General features: G+C 60.8%; 20 protein-coding genes. 13 read left to right on the top strand and 7 right to left on the bottom strand.

The window, feature by feature from the left end; all coding sequences use genetic code 11:
• The first annotated feature begins 102 nt into the window (after positions 1-102).
• Positions 103-444, top strand: a complete 342-nt coding sequence (locus V1288_RS09340) for a TetR/AcrR family transcriptional regulator (protein ID WP_334356760.1) — start codon at positions 103-105, stop codon at positions 442-444.
• Positions 445-840: 396 nt separating this feature from the next.
• Positions 841-1692, top strand: a complete 852-nt coding sequence (locus V1288_RS09335; protein ID WP_334356759.1) for a Crp/Fnr family transcriptional regulator — start codon at positions 841-843, stop codon at positions 1690-1692.
• A 50-nt stretch (positions 1693-1742) separates the two neighbouring features.
• Here the strand turns inward: V1288_RS09335 and V1288_RS09330 are convergent, their stop codons facing one another.
• Positions 1743-2384, bottom strand: a complete 642-nt coding sequence (locus V1288_RS09330) for a RidA family protein (RefSeq protein WP_334356758.1) — start codon at positions 2382-2384, stop codon at positions 1743-1745.
• Positions 2385-2459: 75 nt separating this feature from the next.
• Between V1288_RS09330 and V1288_RS09325 the strand changes: the two genes are divergently transcribed.
• From V1288_RS09325 to V1288_RS09285, 9 genes are all read left to right on the top strand, one after another.
• Positions 2460-3461 (top strand): taurine ABC transporter substrate-binding protein, encoded by a 1002-nt coding sequence (locus tag V1288_RS09325; RefSeq protein WP_334356757.1) that lies wholly within the window; start codon positions 2460-2462, stop codon positions 3459-3461.
• 16 nt (positions 3462-3477) lie between these two features.
• Positions 3478-4848 (top strand): allophanate hydrolase, encoded by a 1371-nt coding sequence (gene atzF, locus V1288_RS09320; protein ID WP_334356756.1) that lies wholly within the window; start codon positions 3478-3480, stop codon positions 4846-4848.
• A 291-nt stretch (positions 4849-5139) separates the two neighbouring features.
• Positions 5140-6450, top strand: a complete 1311-nt coding sequence (locus tag V1288_RS09315; protein WP_334356755.1) for a M20 family metallopeptidase — start codon at positions 5140-5142, stop codon at positions 6448-6450.
• A 38-nt stretch (positions 6451-6488) separates the two neighbouring features.
• Positions 6489-7505 (top strand): taurine ABC transporter substrate-binding protein, encoded by a 1017-nt coding sequence (locus V1288_RS09310; protein ID WP_334356754.1) that lies wholly within the window; start codon positions 6489-6491, stop codon positions 7503-7505.
• Positions 7506-7522: 17 nt separating this feature from the next.
• Positions 7523-8332: an ABC transporter ATP-binding protein gene (locus V1288_RS09305; RefSeq protein WP_334356753.1), complete on the top strand. Its 810-nt coding sequence runs from the start codon at positions 7523-7525 to the stop codon at positions 8330-8332.
• A gap of 28 nt (positions 8333-8360) precedes the next feature.
• Entirely contained in the window at positions 8361-9149 is a 789-nt protein-coding gene (locus V1288_RS09300; protein ID WP_334356752.1) for an ABC transporter permease, read from the top strand.
• Between the two features lie 48 nt (positions 9150-9197).
• Positions 9198-9554 carry a hypothetical protein gene (locus V1288_RS09295; RefSeq protein WP_334356751.1) on the top strand — a complete coding sequence of 119 codons (357 nt, stop codon included), beginning with the start codon at positions 9198-9200 and terminating at the stop codon, positions 9552-9554.
• A 196-nt stretch (positions 9555-9750) separates the two neighbouring features.
• Positions 9751-10332, top strand: coding sequence for a DoxX family protein (locus V1288_RS09290; RefSeq protein ID WP_334356750.1), 582 nt, complete (start codon positions 9751-9753; stop codon positions 10330-10332).
• Between the two features lie 26 nt (positions 10333-10358).
• Positions 10359-11105 carry a class I SAM-dependent methyltransferase gene (locus tag V1288_RS09285; protein ID WP_334356749.1) on the top strand — a complete coding sequence of 249 codons (747 nt, stop codon included), beginning with the start codon at positions 10359-10361 and terminating at the stop codon, positions 11103-11105.
• 1 nt (position 11106) lies between these two features.
• Here the strand turns inward: V1288_RS09285 and V1288_RS09280 are convergent, their stop codons facing one another.
• The 5 genes from V1288_RS09280 to V1288_RS09260 form a co-directional block, all read right to left on the bottom strand.
• Positions 11107-11880, bottom strand: a complete 774-nt coding sequence (locus V1288_RS09280; RefSeq protein ID WP_334356748.1) for a glycosyltransferase family 2 protein — start codon at positions 11878-11880, stop codon at positions 11107-11109.
• Positions 11877-12956 carry a radical SAM protein gene (locus tag V1288_RS09275; protein ID WP_334356747.1) on the bottom strand — a complete coding sequence of 360 codons (1080 nt, stop codon included), beginning with the start codon at positions 12954-12956 and terminating at the stop codon, positions 11877-11879. The genes V1288_RS09280 and V1288_RS09275 overlap by 4 nt, the downstream gene beginning before the upstream one ends.
• Entirely contained in the window at positions 12953-13813 is an 861-nt protein-coding gene (locus tag V1288_RS09270) for a hypothetical protein (protein ID WP_334356746.1), read from the bottom strand. Before V1288_RS09270 ends, V1288_RS09275 begins: the two co-directional genes overlap by 4 nt.
• Before the next feature lie 510 nt (positions 13814-14323).
• Positions 14324-15028 carry a TIGR04282 family arsenosugar biosynthesis glycosyltransferase gene (locus tag V1288_RS09265; RefSeq protein WP_334356745.1) on the bottom strand — a complete coding sequence of 235 codons (705 nt, stop codon included), beginning with the start codon at positions 15026-15028 and terminating at the stop codon, positions 14324-14326.
• Complete coding sequence (locus V1288_RS09260; protein WP_334356744.1) at positions 15025-15834, bottom strand: nucleoside phosphorylase; 810 nt, start codon at positions 15832-15834, stop codon at positions 15025-15027. The genes V1288_RS09265 and V1288_RS09260 overlap by 4 nt, the downstream gene beginning before the upstream one ends.
• Positions 15835-16151: 317 nt before the next feature.
• On the opposite strand from V1288_RS09260, the gene V1288_RS09255 reads away from it, so the two are divergent.
• Positions 16152-17297, top strand: a complete 1146-nt coding sequence (locus tag V1288_RS09255) for an acyl-CoA dehydrogenase family protein (RefSeq protein ID WP_334356743.1) — start codon at positions 16152-16154, stop codon at positions 17295-17297.
• 123 nt (positions 17298-17420) lie between these two features.
• Positions 17421-18266, top strand: a complete 846-nt coding sequence (locus V1288_RS09250; RefSeq protein WP_334356742.1) for a phosphate/phosphite/phosphonate ABC transporter substrate-binding protein — start codon at positions 17421-17423, stop codon at positions 18264-18266.
• A 47-nt stretch (positions 18267-18313) separates the two neighbouring features.
• Here V1288_RS09250 and V1288_RS09245 read toward each other — a convergent pair whose 3' ends face one another.
• Positions 18314-19348 carry an Rv1681 family radical SAM protein gene (locus V1288_RS09245; protein WP_334356741.1) on the bottom strand — a complete coding sequence of 345 codons (1035 nt, stop codon included), beginning with the start codon at positions 19346-19348 and terminating at the stop codon, positions 18314-18316.
• Between the last annotated feature and the right edge of the window lie 118 nt (positions 19349-19466).

The raw sequence follows: 19466 nt of genomic DNA, 5'->3' as shown, positions 1-19466 counted from the left end.
GTTAATATTGGCATGTCCGCGACCATCAAGCTTAACGGTGGCCGTACCCCCAGTCGAATGATAGTTTGTTGGTCAACTCACTATTCAGGGGCGCCGCATACTATGGGCCGTCCAGCCAGCGACAAGCGCGAAAGACTCGTATTCTCGGCGATTGAACAATTTCACCAGAATGGCTACGCACGGACCTCTCTCGTCGACGTAGCAAAGGCCGCGGACCTGTCGGCCGGAAATGTCTTCTATTACTTCAAGGCAAAGGACGATCTGGCCAGAGCCGTGATTGACGAATGGTGCGCCCGGCTCGCCCGATATCTCGCCGTCCTTGAGGAGCAGACCGACGACCCCCGGCGGCGTCTCCACGCCTTCGTCGAACAGGCCCACATCTTGAGCGAGTCGTATGTCACGCTGGGTTGTCCGCTGGCGGGATTGACCCGTGATCTCCGCTAGGAAAGCGATGCGCTTAAAGCTGATGTTGCGAAGATATATTCGGTACAGTTTCGGTGGCTCACGCAGCAACTCAGGCTTGCAGGTATGTCGATGGGAGTTGCTAAGGAAAACTCCTGCGCCTTGATGGCCGGCTATCACGGCTCAATACTTCTGGCTTATGCGCAGAATGATTCGTCTTTCATTGAAGGTGAGGTTAAGCGCCTCAAGAAATGGCTTCGCGAAATTCGGGTGCTACTCGAGAGAGCTTCTTGAACCCAGCGGCCGGCGGAAGGCCATGTCCCCGCTTGGAATCAAGCCGCAAGGAACGGTTCTGGCGTAAAGCGGCCGTTGATGTGCCGCTGTCTCAATGCGGGTCGAGAAGATGATAGTGTTCGACCGGCGCAGTCGAGCGTCTCCATGTTGGACGATCCGAGATCGCGCCGTTCGAACAATCTTGTCCGCAACCAGCCGGAAGCCGCTATGTTAGACTGCGGGGCGGACGACAGTCCTGGTGCAGAGGATGCGATGTCGGACATCGGAGACAAGACGGCTGGCATTCTGCTCACCGAGGCCGACGCCGCCGTCACCCGCCAACAGAGCCTGATCGGCCGCCTTCCGCAGGCCGCGCGCGATCGGGTCGAACGCCATGGCAGAAAGCAATCCTATCAGCGTGGCGAGACGCTGTTCCTTCAAGGCGATCCGCATGATGGGATCGTGATCATCGAAAGCGGCCTCATCCGCAGCTACTACACCGCGCCTTCGGGAAGGGAGATTACCCTGGCCTACTGGCTGCCCGGGAATTTCGTCGGCGGGCCGGAAATCTTTGACGGCGGGGTTCAGGTCTGGTCCGCCGTTGCAGCGAAGAATAGCACGGTCTCGCATCTTCCCGGCGCAGGGTTACGCGATCTGGCCCGCGAAGTGCCGGACCTTGCGCTTGAGATCATTGATGCCCTCAGCTTCAAGGCGCGCTGCTATTCCTCGCTGGCTCAGATGCTCGGCACGCGCTCGCTGTCCCAACGCCTGGCGCAGGTCTTGCTGCACCTCGCGAATACCTATGGGTTCGACGCGGAAGCCGGCGACGGCGGCATTGTGATAGCTGCCGCCTTTACCCACGCCGAGATAGCGAATCTCATCGGTGCGACGCGGCAATGGGTGACGATCAGCCTCAACCGCATGCAGAAGGAGGGTGTCCTTCGCCAGAAGCGGGGCATGCTCGTCATCCGGCGCCTTGATCTGCTTTCAGCGGCCGCATCCGCCGCCGACGAGTAGTCCGATTGCGCCTACTCGATGCCGAGCTTGCTCGAATTTGCAACGTAGACCTAGCTGACGACCGCGATTGCATCGATCGCTATTGCGGCGTCCAACGCGATTTCGGTGACGCCAACACCGATTGAGCATGGTGGATTGACCGGGAAGAGCTCTCGCCTGATCCGGTCGAATATTGGCCAGTCCCGCTTCCGGTTGGTAAAATACATCGTCATTTTGACAACGTTAGAAAGCGTCGCTCCGTGAGCGGTCAGAATTGCCGACATGTCCTCGAAGATCTGTCGAATCTGGTCTTCCACGGATGGGAGAATGTGTCCGGTGCTCCGGTCTTTCCCCGCGAGGCCGCTCAGAAATACGAGGTTTCCAACACGGATACCGGGCGAATACCAACCCTCAAGACTCCGCTCCAGTTCTGGAACGTGTGCGACAATTTTCTCCATTTTCCAAAGAGCCTCCACGGAGTGCGATGAACGCGATTGGAGGTAATATCTTGTAGAAGCCGTTGGTGCGATCAAGTTGCGACTTTGTGCAGCTTGGCGCTTAACGCGCCATTCTCGAGTCCCGAGGAAATTATCTGACATTGCAGCCGTCGGCGCCTCGCGGCCGGCCAAATCGCTTCGCGATTTTGCTTCGAACGTTCGATGCAGCGGCGAATGTCGTTCATTAATGAACCGGCGATTCGCCAAATCACGCATCTTCAGCCGCGTAACTCCTTGGAGGGCTCATTGGCACAGGTATTGCCTAGATGTGCTCTCATATAGGAGAGCAGCATGTTTCAACCAGCTATATTTACGGTGTTGATCGGCGCGGCAATCGTGCTGTCCACGTCCGCTAGGGCGGACGTAAACGTCGGATGGCAAACCGGTGTCGTCAATGCCATCCTGACATACGCGGTAGAGACGAAAAAATTCGAACAGCAGGGTGTCAAGGTCCAGTTGAAGCCGTTTGCTGCCGGACCCGCGATGCTGCCGGCGCTCGCGGCACGCGAGATCGACTTCGGCTGGATGGGCGAATTCCCTGCAACGGCCGGATTCGCCAACGGCCTGCCAATTCAAATTGTGCTTACACAAAGCATCTTGCCGACAGATGTCCGCCTTGTCGCCAATCCGGCAGCCAAAATAGTAGACCTCAAGGATTTGAAGGGCAAAAAGATCGGCGTGACGATCGGATCGACAAGTCACAACCATGTGCTGCTGGCACTTGCATCCGCGGGGCTGAGCGAAACGGACGTAACGCTCGTCAACTTGGCGCCGGCAGCAATGGTTCCGGCCTATACAGCGGGTCAGATCGATGCAGCGTTCACCTGGGAGCCCGGCAGCGGTGAACTCGAGAAGCAAGGCGGTCAGCTGCTGGCAACAACCAAGAGCCTGGGGTCGATGACCGGCTTGTTTGGCGTCATCAATACGAACTACCTGTCCGGCAATTCCGCCGAGTTCCAGAAGTTTCTGCTGGGCTGGTCGATCGCGCTGTCCGACTATTCCAGGGATCCGAACGCCGTGCTGGCCTATGAAGCCAAGCGTTTGAACCAGACGGTTGGCGAGCTGTCGAGCTTGATCGCGCGGCAAGGCGCGATCTTCCCGCCGGTAGAGCAACAATTGTCTCCGGACTATTTGGGCTCGAAGGATACTCCGTCGGATTCTCGCCTGCTGGCTCACGTCAGCGGTATCGGCCGGTTCTTGCTCAATATCCAGCGAATCAATCAACTGCCGGAGTTCGCCCCGTTGATCAATCAAGCGCCGGTGGCCACTTTCGTACAGAGCAAGGGAAAGTAGCCTGAAGGATCGGCCGATGAACCTGTGCTTCTCGACGTTGCGCGAAGCGTATCGCCGCGATGATCAGTCAGTTCGGGACGTCTTCCGCGCGATTCTGGCTCTGTTGGAAAAGGACTCAACTCAGTCGGTCTGGATCTATCGCGCACCTTCCAATGAAATTCTGGCCAGCGTCGAAAAGCAATTTGCACGAAGGAGGAGCGGGGAGAGGCTCCCGCTATTCGGGCTGCCCTTTGCAGTCAAAGACAATATCGACGTCGCGGGGATGCCGACCACGGCCGCCTGCGCAGAATTCGCGTATCATCCCGAGAAATCGGCGACGATCGTCGATCGGCTTCTTCAACTCGGGGCCGTTTGCCTTGGTAAGACAAATATGGATCAGTTCGCCACGGGCCTCACAGGTATGCGTTCCCCGTATGGAATATGTACGTCTGCGTACGACGGCCGCTATATCGGAGGGGGCTCGAGTTCGGGGTCGGCCGTCGCCGTCGCGAAGGGATTGGTAAGCTTTTCCTTGGGGACCGACTCCGGTGGTTCCGGACGCATCCCCGCTGGATTCAACAACGTCGTCGGGCTGAAACCAACGATCGGGGCCGTGTCGTTGAGCGGCATGGTACCGAATTCGCGCTGCTTTGACTGTCCGTCGATCTTCGCGCTCAAGAGTTCCGATGCCGCAGAAATCTTTGATGTGGTTTGCGGTTTTGATGAGAGCGATCCATTCTCCAAGCGCGAGGCTAGCGCCATTTCAGTCCCTCATGGAGGGGCTGACCGATTCCGTTTCGCGACGCCGGCGTCGGACCTATGCGAATGGTATGGCAATGAACACTCGGCTAGATCGTTCGCCGCAGGCATTAAGCGGTTGGTCGATCTGGGCGGGCAAAAGAGCGAGATCGACTATTCCTTGTTTCGCGAGGCCGGCGATATGATGCTGAATGGTCCGTGGGTGGCCGAACGAAAAGCCGGGATAAGCGAATTTTTCGAGAAGCATTCCGATGCATTGCTGGACGTCGTCCGAAAAATTTTCGAGCGCGCCGATCAGTGGTCGGCAGTAGACGTCTTTGAATGGACGTATCGATTGATGTCGCTACGACGTCAGGCGGAGGGGATATTCAAACACATCGATTTTCTGCTCGTTCCTACTGCGCCGCGTCCCTTTACGGTTGAAGAAGTTCGGGCGTCGCCGATCGAGCGAAATATCGAAGTCGGCTATTATTCATATTTCGTCAACCTGCTGGATCTCTGTGCGATCAGCGTGCCGAATGGCTTTCTTCCGAATGGGATGCCAACTGGCGTGACATTTGTCGCCCCTGCCTGGCACGATCGAAAGCTTGCGATGTTCGCACAACGTTTTGCCTCCCGCATGATTCATGACGGCGTACCTTCATCCTGAGGGTCTGCATGGTCGCCTAGGGTCCCTGTGCCTGCTTTGACGACCGGCACCGTTCGCTTCGCCTCAATCTACCTTCAGCGACATCCTACATCACCTGACGCTCCCGCTGCCCACCAGGCCCGCATCGGAAGCCTGTATGAAATTTTCTGACACAAGGGGCAGACGGTGCCCCGGAGCCATTTTATGCTGGAATCATAGAGGGCTACCGTCCGCCCGGCGCTTCGCATGCTGCAACGGCGCCGCTGGCATATGCCTTGCTCTTAGATCTGGTGAAGCAGCCAGGGGAGAGCCATGCAGACGACGGCAGATGTGATGGAGCAGGACGGCCTTTCCGAGATCGAGCGGCGGGTGCTGGAGCGCGTCACCGAAAAAGCCTGGCTCGATCTGACCTGCGAACTGGTTCCCGCGGGCCAGCCGGAAGCCGAGAACCCGCTCGATCCGGACGAGGCGCCCGCGCGGGAAGAGGGCGCTGCCATCTTCATCGCGGGCAAGCTGCAGGAGATGGGATTTGCGGTCTCGTTCCCGACCAAGCGCGAGGGCCGACCGAACGTCGTTGGAATCCTTGAAGGTGCCGGCGACGGTCCGTCCCTGATCCTCAACGATCATCTCGACACCTACCCGGCAGGCGACTGGAACGCCTGGACGATGACCGGCGGTCATCCGTTTCGTCCGACCCGCCATGGCGACAGGCTTTACGCGCGAGGCACGTCCGACACGCGGGGCAATCTTGCATGCACGCTGCTGGCCGCGCGCGCCATCCGCGAAGCCGGCGTCAAACTGCGCGGCACGCTCAAATGCGTCTACACCGCGGATGAAGAAAAGAACGGACCTGACGGGTCGATCTTCCTGCTGGACGAATGCGGGCTCGATGCCGATTACACCATCGTCTGCGAGCCGACCGGCTGGACCAGGCCTGACGGCCGATCGGGCATGGGCATTGCGGTCGCCAACGGCGGAAACTTCCTGGTCGAGATCGAAACAAGCGGCGTCAAGACCCATATCTGGCGCCCTGACACCGGGGTCAACGCCGTCGCCAAGATGGCGCGGCTGCTCACGGCGCTGGAGACCATGACATTCAGCCATACGCCCGCGAGAATTGCGGGTGGTACGCGGCCGATGACGGCGCTGGTCCGGGTGCATGGCGGCGTCAAACGGGAGATGCAGTTCACGCCCGACGTGGCCCGTGCGGTGATCGCAGTCGTCGGCATCCTGCCTGGTATGACGCCCGACAGCGTAATGGCGGACGTGCAGGCCCTGATCGATACCGAGACGGCGAGGGATCCGGAGCTGAAGGCGACGGCGCGGCCTTATCCCGGTGCGCTGTTCGTCGATGGCACGCTGGAGCAGGACGAGAATATGAATCCCACCGCCTCGCTCGGGCGCGCCTACAAGCGGATCTACGGCGAAGCGCCGGCGATCTACCGCAAGAACGCCTTCAACGACACCATCCGGTTCGCGGAGCGGGGGCGTGCCGCCATCACCTTCGGCCCCGGCGAGGACGGTTGGCCGCCCATCAACGAATACATCCACATCGGCAAGTCGGTCGCGGCAACGAAAATCCTCGCGCTCACGGTTCTCGACCTCGTCGGTCCAGTCGCATGACGGACCACGCATTCCTCTCTTTGTTCAGGAGACGGCCCATGATCCGCTTCGCCCGATCGCTGTTGTTTGTCGCCAGTCTTGCCCTTGCACCGCTTCACGCCGCGTCGGCCCAGGATATGAAGCCGATCAGAATCGGATTCCAGACCGGTGAGATTAACGTCATCCTTTCCTATGCACTGGGCTCCGGTCTGTTCAAGGCAAATGGCCTCGATGTGAAGACCGCCCAATTTCCGGCCGGCCCGGCCATGCTTCCGGCAATAGCTGCAGGCGAGGTTGATCTTGCCTGGATGGGTGAATTTCCGGCCGTCACCGGCTATTCCAACGGTCTTCCGATCCAGATCATTTTCATGGAGCGGATCGACGCAACCAATGTGCGCCTTGCGGCCAACCCAGCGGCGGGCATCAAGGAGTTGAGCGACCTCAAGGGCAAACGCATCGGCGTCGCCACGGGATCGACGAGCCATTACCATCTGCTGCGGGCGCTCGAGAAAGCCGGCCTCAAAGCAACCGACGTCACCCTCATCAACCTCACGCCGGCGAACATGCCGCCGGCCTATGTGGCGGGGCAGATCGATGCCGCCTTTGTCTGGGAACCGAACGTCGGCGCCATCGAACGCGCCGGGGCAAAGCCGATCGCGACGACGAAGAGTCTCGGCATGATCACCGGTGGCGTATGGGCCGCGCGGAAGGCGTTCACGGACGGCAGCCCTGCGACGTTGCAGCTTTTCCTAAAGATCTGGGACCAGGCTCAAAAGGACTACAAGGCCAAGCCCGCCGAGGTGCGCCAGTATGAAGCCAAGCGGGTAGACGTGGCCCCGGAGCAGTTCGACAAACTCATCGAGGGGCAGGGTGCAGCCCATCCGACTTTCGAGCAGATTTTGACCGCCGATTTCATCGGACCTCCCGGCCAGGAGGCGAATTCGCGGCTCGGCAAGCATCTGCAGGGCATTGCGGCCTTCCTTGTCGAGGAGAAGCGTATCCAGGCCGCTCCCGCCGACTGGTCGGGACTGCTTTATACCAAGCCGGTTCAGGCCTACGTTGCGGGCCTCAAATGAACCCGGGCGCCCGCGTCTTGAGCATCGTACCTGACAAGACCGTGGAATTGACGGTGGACGAAACCGGCGCACCCGCGCCGGCCAAGCCGATGCTCAAGTTCGAACGGGTCGGCTTTGAGTATGACGGCCGCTCGATCATGCGCAACGTCTCCTTCGCCGTCCGCCCCGGTGAACTCGTCGCGCTGCTCGGACCATCTGGCTGCGGCAAGACCACGATACTCAATTTGGTCGCCGGATTTATCCAGCCGACCGAGGGCGTCGCGTTCATCGACAACCGCGAGATCGCCGGGCCGGGTCCGGATCGCGGCGTCGTATTTCAGGCGGCCGCGCTATTCAACTGGATGACCGTCGCGGACAACATTTCGTTCAGCCTGCGCTGCGCAGGCCGCCCGAAGGCGGAGCGGCAGCAGGTCGCGGAGGAGATGGCGGCGCTGGTCGGGCTCTCGGGCTTCGAGAACGCCTATCCGTACCAGCTGTCCGGCGGCATGCGGCAGCGGGTCGGCCTTGCCCGCGTACTCGCCGCGAAACCCAAAGTCATGCTGATGGACGAACCGTTCTCCGCCCTCGACGTGCAGACCCGGGAGGTATTGCAGGAGGAGGTGCTGCGCATTCGCGAGCGCACCGGCTGCACGATCCTCTTCGTCACCCACAGTATCGACGAGGCGGTATTCCTCGGCGACCGGATTTTTCTGCTCACCGATCTGAAGGACGGTTCATTCGACGAGTTGGCGGTCGATCTGCCGTCTCCGCGCGATACCGGCGAAAACCGCTTGCATCCGGCGTTCATTCGCCTGCGCGAGATGATCTACCGGAAGATGCGCCATTGACCATTTTCATTTGCCGTGAGGGCTTCGCATGAATTCCACCGCGATCAAGGCAAGGCGGCAGTATGTGGCGCTGGCAATCCTCTCGCCGCTCACGATTTTCCTGCTCTGGACGTTCGTGACGATGCAGGGAGCGGTGCCGGCGACGATTCTGCCGTCGCCGGGAGCGGTAGCGACCAGTTTCCTGGACATGATTCAGCGAGGTTATTCCGGTGTCGGAATCTGGACCCATATCGGCGCCAGCCTTTGGCGGGTCGGTATCGCGTTCGTGGCCGGCTCGGTGCTCGGTATTGCGTTGGGACTGTTGCGCGGCCGCGTTCCGGCGATCGACGCGCTTTTCATCGTGCCGTCCGAGTTGGTGCGGCCGATCCCGCCACTCGGCCTCATTCCGCTTTTTATCCTGTGGTTCGGCATCGGCGAATTGTCGAAGATCCTGCTGATCTTCCTTTCGGTCTTCCTGATCATGATGGTCAACGCGCAGGCCGGCTCGCGCTCCTGCGCGCTCGACGCGCTCAGGGCGGCGCAATCGATGGGCGCCAGCCGCTGGCAGACGTTCCGCTTTGTCGTGCTGCCATCGGCGTTTCCGCAGATCATGACCGGCCTTCGCATCTCCATGGGCGCGGGGCTGACGATCCTCGTTGCCTCCGAACTGCTCGGCGGTGACCGCGGGCTTGGCTTTGTGATCCTGGATGCCAGCAGTTTCTTCCGCACCACCTATGTTTTTGCGGGCATCATTCTGATCGGCCTGATCGGTCTTATCAGTGACCGGGGCATTGCCTATCTCGCGCGCCGCATCGTGCATTGGGAAGGCAAGAGCTGATCTGGCGTTCCCGATCTGGCCTCCATTCTAAGGGAAACACGCTGTGACATGTTCCGCGACAGCCATGTCGAATCTTTCGATAACCCGTTGACCCTGGCGTCCGTTCGCGAGGCTGGCCGCGCTGGCGCGCGGGCGGGTGATCTGATCGCTGAAGCGTGCCGGCGCGCCCGTGCCGCCGCAGAGGACTGCATTTTCACCGCACTTGTGCCGGCCGAGGAAGCCATTGCTCGTGCCAAAGGGCTGCAGCGGCGTGCCGCGCGCGCTTCCGACGCGCGTGCCAGGAATATCGACATGAATACCGCTCCGGAGCTCAATATGGCAAACGGCAATCGCCGCAACCGATCAAACCAGAGCTGCCGCACCCCGCGGATAAAGCTTTTGATGCCGGCGCCCCTTCCAGCGTAATAACCACGCGTTCTACTGCGTAATGACCTGGTAGGTGTCCTTCGATCGCCCACGCGGCGGTGCACCAACTGGCCGATAGGTAGAGCAACTATTCAATTCATTGGAGCACGCGCCTATGCCCAAGAATCCATTTACCGACGTCTGGCAGTTCCTGACCGCGACTACCGGCGACTATCTTCAGCTCGGAAACTGGCGCTTGCTGATCCTGGCGCTGTTCTGGGCGCTGCTGCTCGCCGGCATTGCAGTGGCCTTCCAGAATTGGCGGGAGGATTCGGCGCAACGTAGCGGGCGACATCTTGGAATCTGGCTGGTTCGGGTCCTGATCGGCTGCATGTGGTTCGAAGGCATGTTGTGGAAACTCCCGCTACCCGTGTCCGGCGGTCTGCAATACTGGACCGAACAGGAAACGACCCGCGCAGCGTTCGAGTTTCACGGCACCTTCGTGAAGGATGTTGTGTTGCCCTACATGAGCGTCTTTGGGCCAATTGTTTTTCTTGCCGAGCTCGTGTTTGCCGCGTCGATGATCCTCGGGCTTGCGGTACGGTTCGTGGGCGTGCTGGCCATCGCCTATACGCTGCAACTTTGGCTTGGCATCTATCGGCCGGGCGATCCGGCCGAGTGGCCGTGGACGTACATGTTCCTGGCCATGCTGATGTTCCTGTTTGTGCTCGAGGGCGCCGGCCGCAGTCTCGGCCTTGATGCCTGGTTGCGCCGCAAAATCCCGGCCGTGCGCGATGGGAAGGGACCTGTTGGCCGGTTCTTCAACATCGCCGGTTAGTCGTTGTCGTTCTACGGGAGACGAGCATGATAGCACTGGCCCGCGCGGTGACGCTTCTTGTGGGCCTAGGCCTAGGCGCAAGTTGCGGACACGCCGCTGACATTGGCTATCTGGCTCCGCCGGGTGTCCCTGCAAAGGAGTTTCCCGCGCCTCAGCGCCCGGTTGCGCAGATCGTCAGCCCAGGCCGTGCCTCCGAGGAGCACCGCGATTCCCTGAATGAGGCCGGTGAGATCGCCCGCCTTCTTGAACTCAAGCCAGGCATGACCGTCGGCGACATTGGTGCAGGCAGCGGCTACCACACGGTGCGTCTCTCCCGTCTCGTCGGTCCCACCGGCTCCGTCATCGCCCAGGACGTCACGCGGAAATATCTCATCGCGCTCGCCAGGCGAACGCAACGCCTGAGGCTGACAAATGTCACATTCGCGCTGGGCAAACCACACGACCCGCGCCTTCCCGGCTCCTCGCTCGACGCTGCCATCCTCGTGCACATGTATCACGAAATAGCTCAGCCCTACGCCTTCCTCTACAATCTGGCGCCCGCCTTTAGGTCGGGCGCGCGGGTCGGAATTGTCGACCTCGAGCGTCAGACGTCGGAGCATGGCACGCCAATCGAGCTGTTGCGTTGCGAACTCACCGCCATTGGCTATCGCGAGGTCGCCACACATCAGCTCGCAGGCGACGGCGGATACCTGGCGGTGTTTTCGCCACCGGAGCCACGGGATCGAAAAGCCCCCCGGGACATCGTTGCTTGTCGGGGTGCCGGCACTCGCTGATCTAGCCACGCCTCTCTCCCGGACCCCTTTGGTGTCGCAGCTTAATCGCGAGGCGAACAAATGTCGTCGAAATCGACCAAGCTGCCTTGATGCCGGCAATGAGATTGCCGGAGACCTTCGATACCCCACCGATCCGGCGCCGCTGCCCCACGGCGATCTCGAGTGCCGGCAAGCGAGCGGCTGCAACCCGCATCAGCATTTCCAGGTTCCAGCCATATGTCTCCTCCTTCATACCGAGATGTCTGAGCTCATCCCGCCGGATGGCGCGAAACGGCGACAGGTCGGTGAAGCCTGCGCCATAGACGAGGCGCAGGAGCAGCCTGGCGACATGGGCCGCGAGGAGCTGCTGCGGCGACAGGCTGCCGGATTCGCGTGAACCGCGAACGCGCGAGCCGACAACGAAGATGGCCCGCCCAGCCACAATCGGCGATACAAGATCAGAGATGCGCTCTGCAGGATCACTGCCGTCGCCGTCGAGAAAGACCAGAATGTCGGCGTCACCGCGCGCAGCGGCGATGCCTGCCTGGATGGCGCGACCGTAGCCACGTCGCGGCTCGACAATCACGCGAGCTCCGGCAGCCCGTGCCCGCTCGGCCGTGCGGTCCCGCGAACCGCCGTCGACAACGACGACCTCACTCACGTTCTGTGCCAGCACTGCAGCTACGACCTGGCCGATTGCCGTTTCCTCGTCAAGGCATGGAATGATCGCCGAAACGACCGGCGGTTGGCAAAACACGGGCCGCTTCCAACCGGTCCCGTGGGTCACCTCGTTCATAAGCTCCAGCGTAGGCCGCAATTGGCGCAGCACTTAGGTGGTTTGTCCGATAGCAGGGCCGCACGAAACTCCCGATACGCGGACCCGTTCCAGATGTCGTGTAAGGACTGCTGCCCTGCATGGCCAAGCGTGTAGTTCTCGTAGCCATGTTGCGAAAATGGCGCGATGCAGCATGGCAAGGCACGGCCATTGGCCGTGAAATACATCAACGACCACGGCCGTCGGCAGAGTGACCACGGCGAACCGTCACCACTGCCCTTTAGGCTTAGTCCCGGCTCGCTCGCCGCGCCCGACGCGCTGAAGGTCACGCCGAGCGAATGCGCCAGATCCTCCGCCTCTTTCAAGTAGGCCGCTTCTGCCTGCGTCAGGCGCTCGAACAGGGCCTGATCCGGTCGCGCCATGCCAATGGCGGATTCAGTGAAGAATACGAGCCGTTGCAGATAAACCTCTTTGACACCGATCTCCGCCGCAACTTTCACAAATGCAGGCAGTTGCTCGGCAGTCTCTTTCAGACCGGTGAGCCAAACGGAAACTTGCGGCCTTGCGTGCCCCTCCCGCTCCTGTAGCTCGCGAAATGTACGAACATTGCGGACGATCCGACCGAAATAGTCCCTACCACGAATCGCCTTGAAGCTCTCGCGATTTGACGCGTCGAGCGATACACGCAGCTCATCAAGCCCGGCGTCGATCAGCGCACGGCCGTTGCGCTCACTGAGGACCGTTCCATTGGTGTTGAACAAGACGTAAACGCCGCGCTCTTTCAGGTATTTGACCATTCGCGGCAGGTTCGGGACCAGCATCGGCTCGCCAACGCCGTGCAGAACCACGCGCGCCAGATCGGGAAGCTGGTCGACAATCGACGTGAACAAACCCCAGCTCATGTCTGCCGGCGGCTCGAGCTCCTCGTAGGTGCGAGGACAGGTCGTGCACAGCAGATTGCAGCGGTTGGTCACTTCCAGATAAGCGCAGACCGGCGGACGCTGGGCGACCTCGGCGCGCTCGCCCGTGACCGTCTCGTGATAGCGGCGCGGATCGAACGCCGCGCGAGTGCCCTGCACTTCGCCGGAAACGTTCATTGCGATGCCCCGGAATCTGCAATTCGCTGCATGCGGGCTCTCCACGCCGTAAAGGCGCAAGCCAGGAAAAGACCTCCGAACAGAATTGATTTGCTCACAATTCGCGGAATGTAGAAATCCCAGTCGAGCTGTTCGGACAGCAACAGCGCTCCGATCGAAACGGCCCACGTAGGCGCGGATCCACACAGGGCGACAAACGGCATTATAACTAGAAAATGCCAGGGATAGTTGGGCGACAACAACAGGAGCGCCAGAAGTAACAGCATGTTGATGTCGGCAAGACGGGATGCGATGCTGTGATGAGCGCTGCGGGCCACGGAGAGCCCTGTGAACCAAAGAACCAGCGCGGCCAGTGCGACGTAGGCGGCAACATCACCTTCATGATAGCCAAACACAAGGCGCCAAAGTGACAACAGCCAGAGATCGTTGCCGCCACTGATGCCCTGTTCTGTCAGATAGCCTTTGGTCAGGAATCCGAAAACTCCCGAGCCGACCGACAGATAGGGAAGATAACAAAGCGCGACGGTAGCGATCACGACGAGCGGCATCTTGACGTCCCAGGGGCGCCAGATCCCGGCCAGCACCGGCGCCGCATAGGGCTTGACCAGCACTGAAAGAGTGATCACCACGGCTCCGCGGAGAGCACGGCCGGTCAGGGCGATCCACATGCCCAGCAGCATCAGCGCAACCATCAGCGCGTCGATGTGGCCGTTGTTGGCAATCTCCCACACAGGCAGCGGATGCCAGAGATAGGCAACTATGCGCGTCACCGGGCGATCCAAACGCCGCAACAGGACCACGATCAGTATCACTGTGACGGACTCGCACCCCAGCAGCGCGAGACGCATCGTCGTCACGCTTTCGCCGATCCGCGTGACAATGAGGAAGAAGAATTGCGCCCACGGGAGGATAGATGGTTACGGCCGTATCAGCGCGGTTGATTTGAGGAAAGACCATCCTGTCGCGCAGAAACGCCAGCGACTCATCGGCCGGCATGAAGCGATAAGGATTGATTCCTGCGGCCTGAACCCTGCCATCCCAGACGTAGCGATAGACGTCGCTGGACAGAAGTGGATCGAACAGCAGCACATAAGCTCTCAGCACGATCCCAAGTCCAACGATAAGCCATAGTGCGCGACCAGTTGGCGAACGTTCCGCCAGACTTGTCGCCACGATCGTCAGCAAACCTGCAAGTATGCCCAGAGCAATGAAGGCATTGTCGCCGGCAGCCTCGAAGGCATAAGGAGTCACCAGGGTAAGACCGCTCAGGACAACACCGATGCCGGCCAACAGGCAAAGTGGGGATATCTTGTGGTCGGAACGCACCAGTCGACCGAATTGACCAGCGATCGCTCCTGGCAAGGGCTTCATTGGCTTACCTGCGGCGCGTCCTTCAAAAAGGCCCGGCTCGCCGCGGCAAATCCGCCGCCGCGAAAGCGGGTCGAATGCCCGGCCAGTTCGTCCTGCAGCCAGCGCAAGGTTTCGATATCGTCGACATCGTACCATTCCGGTAGCAGGATCGTAGCAAGCCCGATTTCGGCAGCGCGCTCGCGCGTCCTGCGAGCTACGGTTTCAGTTCCCCACGCGATCTGCGTAAACAGGTGCTTGTGCGGATGCTTCAAGCCGATGAGATAGTAGCCACCGTCGCTTGCTGGCCCAAGGACCATCCGATCTCCGGACTCGCGCATGGCTTCAATAGCCTGTACCAGCAAATGGATCGGCAGCGTCGGGCTGTCGCCATTGACAAGCAGGACACAGTCATGTCCGGCGTCCAGGAGAGCGCGTGTCGCGCCAAGCAGCACCTGTCCCAGGTCATCGCCAGGCTGCAGTAGCAGTCCGAACCCTGCCGGAAGCAGTTGCCGCATGACGTCTTCGGTGCCCGCCGGCGCGTAGACGCCATAGCCGCGCCTGCCGAGTGCCTCAGGGACCGCTTCGATTGCCGCGGCCACGTCGCGCAGAAAGCAGGCGGACAGTTCTGATGCTGCAACGTCGCCAATGACCGTCGCAAGTCGCGTCTTTGAGCGGCCGGGCAGCGGCGCCTTGCATACAATCCCGATCGCCGCGACGCTCATGGCAGCCGTGACAGCAGGCGATCAGCGGCGATCGCGATCAACTGCAGCGCGTCATGGCTGCCGTCTGCTTCGCCCTTTTCAAAATCGCCGTCGACGCGCCCCATTTGATTTGTCACATGTGCAAAGCACAGGACGGGCTTTTGCCTGACTTGTGCGAACGCATAGAGCGCGGCTGCTTCCATTTCGACTGCCATCAGATTCCTTTTGACCATGGCGTCGATCGCCGGCTGGGTCTCGCGGAACGGCGCGTCGGTTGTCCAGGTCGCGCCTGTGAGCACCGGCACGGGAAATCCACCGAATGCGCCGTTGAGCGCCGCGATCAATCCGGCATCCGCATCCGAATAGTCGGACGGCGCCATGTAGTGATAGCTGGTGCCTTCGTCGCGCAGCGCGCGTTCGATGATGATGAAATAAGGCGGCGGGCGCATCGGCACGATCTGCCCCGAGGACGTGACGCTGATCAGGAGCTTGCAGCCCGATGCGAACAATTCCTCGGCGATCAGCACCGCGTACGAGGCGCCGACGGCGCAGCCGACAATTCCGAACTCAATCCCGTCGCGACTGAAGCTGTAGAGCTGCGTGTGATAGCAGGCCCATCCCGCTTCAAGCCGGGCCTCGCCACGGGCGAGCAGGCTGCGCACGATGTCGCCGTCCGGATCGAGGATGCAGATGTTCGGGATGCCGGCGTCCGTAATCCGCTTTTGCCTGCGCGCTTCGCGCAGCAGATTTTCCGGCGTGAAGGCGGACGGCTGCGCATAGTGCTTTTGCGCGAGGATGGGCGGGACCCCGCCCTCATTGACTGCCATCACCAGACAAGCCTCGTCACCCGGTTGCCGGTCATTGGTAGCTTTCTCTCCGGCAACGGGCAAGCTCTCCGCAACAGCGGGCAAGCGCCGCCAAGGTTTCGGCGACGTCAAAAAAAAGATTTCAGGTGGTGTAACAAGATGGCCTTGAAGAACGTAATAACCGCGGCCCGTACTCGCTGCTGGCATGGCAAGGGCTTGCCATGCCCTAAGCCAGTCGTGTTGATCCGATGGTGCGCGTGGCGTAGCATTGGTCGCAAAGGTAGCGGATGCGAGATTTTCGAACTTTGGTACGCAACACCTAAGCGTCGAGGGTCGCCATGAATCACGAGACCGCAGTTTCGAATGCCAAAGAAATCGCCGATCGCATTCTCGCACCGGCGGCCAGGCAAAACGACAAGGAAGCTCGATTTTCGTCCGAGGCAATCGCGGCGCTCGGTTCGGCCGGATTGCTGGGGGTGATGCTGCCCGCCGAGGTCGGCGGCTCGGCCCTGGGACCGCGGACGTTCGCTGCCGTCGTTGCGGCGCTCGCAGAAGCGGACGCGTCCGCCGCGATGGTTTATTTGATGCACATGAGCGCTACCGCAACGATTGCGGCGGCCCGTCCGGGTGCCACGGTTGCGCAGACGCTAAAGGATATTTCAGCCGGAAAACATCTAACTACCCTGGCATTCAGCGAAGCCGGATCGCGCAGCCACTTCTGGGCGCCCGTTTCGCGAGCGAAGCGCAACGCCGTCAACGTGCATCTCACGGCCAAGAAATCCTGGGTGACAAGCGCCGGTCACGCGCAAAGCTATGTCGTCTCGGCGCTCGCGCCTGAAGGCAAGAGCCCAACGGATTCGACCATTTATCTTGTCGCCAGTGACACGGCCGGACTGTCGGTCGCCGGCCCATGGGATGGTCTCGGGATGCGCGCCAACGCTTCCGCGCCGATGATCCTCGATGATTGCAAGATTGAAGCCGATCGCCAACTCACGGACGACGGCGCCGGGTTCAAGGCGATGCTGGAGGTCGTGCTTCCGCTATTCAACCTCGGAACATCGGCGGTCGCGCTTGGTCTTTGCCGGGCTGCGGTGTCGGGGACGGCAGCACATCTCAACGGCGCTCGCTTCGAGCATTTGGGCCAGACGCTCGGCGAGAGCCTGCCGACGCTTCGCGCACAGCTTGCAACGATGCAGATCGACACCGATGGGCTTGCAGCGCGCATCGACGATCTCGTTGATCATCTTGAGCGCCCCCGAGACACCACTATGCTGCGCGTGCTGGAGAGCAAGGCGGCGGCGGGTGATGTTGCTATCGCCGTCACCTCGGCGGCGATGCGGGCGTGCGGAGGCGCTGCGTTTTCCAAGCATCTGGCCATCGAGCGATTGTTCCGCGACGCACATGCAGGCGCCGTCATGGCGCCGACGGGCGATGTGCTGCGCGAGTTCATCGGCAAAGCCGTTTTGGGAATACCGCTGTTCTAGTGGTCCGATCCTAACATTCGCATTCCATTCGGAACCACGTTTGCGAGCGTTAGGATCAAAGGACCACTGGCAAACTATAGTGATCGCATTTGGAATATTGAGCTCGGGAAGCGAGATGCAATCATGAGCCCGACGATCTGGGTAGGCGCCGTCGCATATGACCCGAAGGTGGTTGGTATCTGGGAAGGCATGCGACACTACTTTCACGAGGAAGCGGGTCTCGCCGTCGAGGTGGTGCTGTTTCAAAGTTACGAGACGCAGGTCGCTGCCCTCCTGGCCTCGCCGAGCGAACGGCTGCCGCGCATCGACATCGGATGGAATACGAACCTCGCCTATATCCAGGCCGATGCCTGGAGCGACCATCGCTGCCGACCGATCGCGATGCGCGATACGGATGTGGGCTGGATGACCAAGATCGTTGCGGTAACCGGGGGGCCGGTCGCTGCGCTTGCCGATCTTAAGAGCCGCACCCTCGCTCTCGGCAGCCGCGACAGCGGCCATGCGGCAATCCTCCCGGTTTATTTTCTGCACCGCGAGGGACTGGTTGAGGGGAAGGACTACCAAACGCTGCGCTTCAACACCGACCTTGGCAAGCACGGTGACACGGGTACAAGCGAGTCCGAGGTCGTTCGCGCGGTTCTCGACGGCCGGGCCGATGCCGGCGCAATCGGCAGCCCATTCTTGAACGCGGTGCGTACCGAGCGTCTAGTGCCGCAAGGTGCGCTGACCGAGATCTGGACCTCGCAGCCCTATAACCACTGCATGTTCACTGCTCGGTCCGATCTGGACCCCACGTTGGAGCAGCAGTTTGCCAAAGCATTATTTGGGATGAGCTACGATAACCCGGCCCATCGTCCTGTGCTAGAAGCGGAAGGGTTGCGCCAATGGATAGCACCGCAGCTTGATGCGTATGCGCAGTTACGGGAAGCGTCGACGCAGCAAGGTTTCCTAACGCGGCCTTTGGCCTAGCAGCCGAGCCAAAGCCCCGATCCGGCGTTGAGCGCGCCGCGCCTTCGTCAGGCGCAATTGAAAATCATCGCCAACCTGCGCTGATGCTCGGATTCGCGATCGAAGGCGCGGCGCACGGCTGCGAACGATTCGGCGAGCGGAAAGATTTCACGGCTGACCAGCAGGTCGTCATCCTCGGCTCCAACCGGGTGCCAAAACACGCCCTCCGCCGTAATCGTTATCTCGGGAACCAGATCCGCCCTTGCCAAAGCGATGCCCTGCGTGGCCGAGCCTCGCAGCGCAATCCGCCTGATCACCCGGTTCTCCTCGCTAATATGATGAGCGTCAAGGAAGCTGCGGAACTCATCGGCCTCTGCGTCAGTCGACACTGTAGCCGCCAAACGCACCCGGAATCCTTCAGCGCGGGCCCGTTCGATTCCCTTCCAGGCGCGTGCCCATGTCCCCCTTCCACGATGGCTGTCGTGGCGCTCCGGCGTGGGACTATCGAGGCTAATCTGGAAGGTTACGCGCTCGCGCGGCAGCGAGCGCAGCGTTGCGAGCCGACTTCCGGCAAACAGCATGCCGTTGGTGAGAACTGTCGTCGGCGCCGCCGCAGCGCACGCGGCAAGGATCTCGCCAATATTCGGCAGCATGAATGGCTCGCCGCCGGTCACAAAGATTTCACCTACGCCGAGTTCCGCTGCCTCGGTAGCGATCTGTCGCACCCGCTCGATACCGAGAGCCCGCCGCGGAGCTTTGGGTGACGAGCGTACACAACAATAGTCGCAGCTCAGGTTGCAGTCGAAGTTGGTATAAAGCCACAGACGAGAGCCGACAAGCCGATCTTCTCCGACATTCTCGGGAGCCTCTCCGTACCGAAGCACCCATCGCGTGCGGCCGTCTTCGACTGCTGTGTCGACCAAACTGTTGCGGGTGAAGCGACACCATGCCTCGAGCTCGGGGCCGATACTTGGATCGCCGCTGATCACGGCTACCATATCGCCCTTACGGCTATGGCGTAATGCAGCTATCAAATCCGGCAACAGACCGGAGGCAAATGTCTTGCTGCCGGCGTCGAGTTCAACGTTCGCGTTCGTCCTCATGCATAAATCCTCGGTCCTCCAATCTACCGCACCAGCTTCGCTCCAGAAACAATCTCACTAGAGCGCAACGAACACCATCAATTTCCTACGAAAATGCAGCAAAATCAACGATCGCGTG

It is taken from the genome of Bradyrhizobium sp. AZCC 2176 (genome assembly GCF_036924645.1).
In the GTDB taxonomy this organism is placed as follows: Bacteria; Pseudomonadota; Alphaproteobacteria; order Rhizobiales; family Xanthobacteraceae; genus Bradyrhizobium.
The sequence above is the reverse complement of the archived record's forward strand: the minus strand, read 5'-3'. Positions and strand labels throughout refer to the sequence as shown.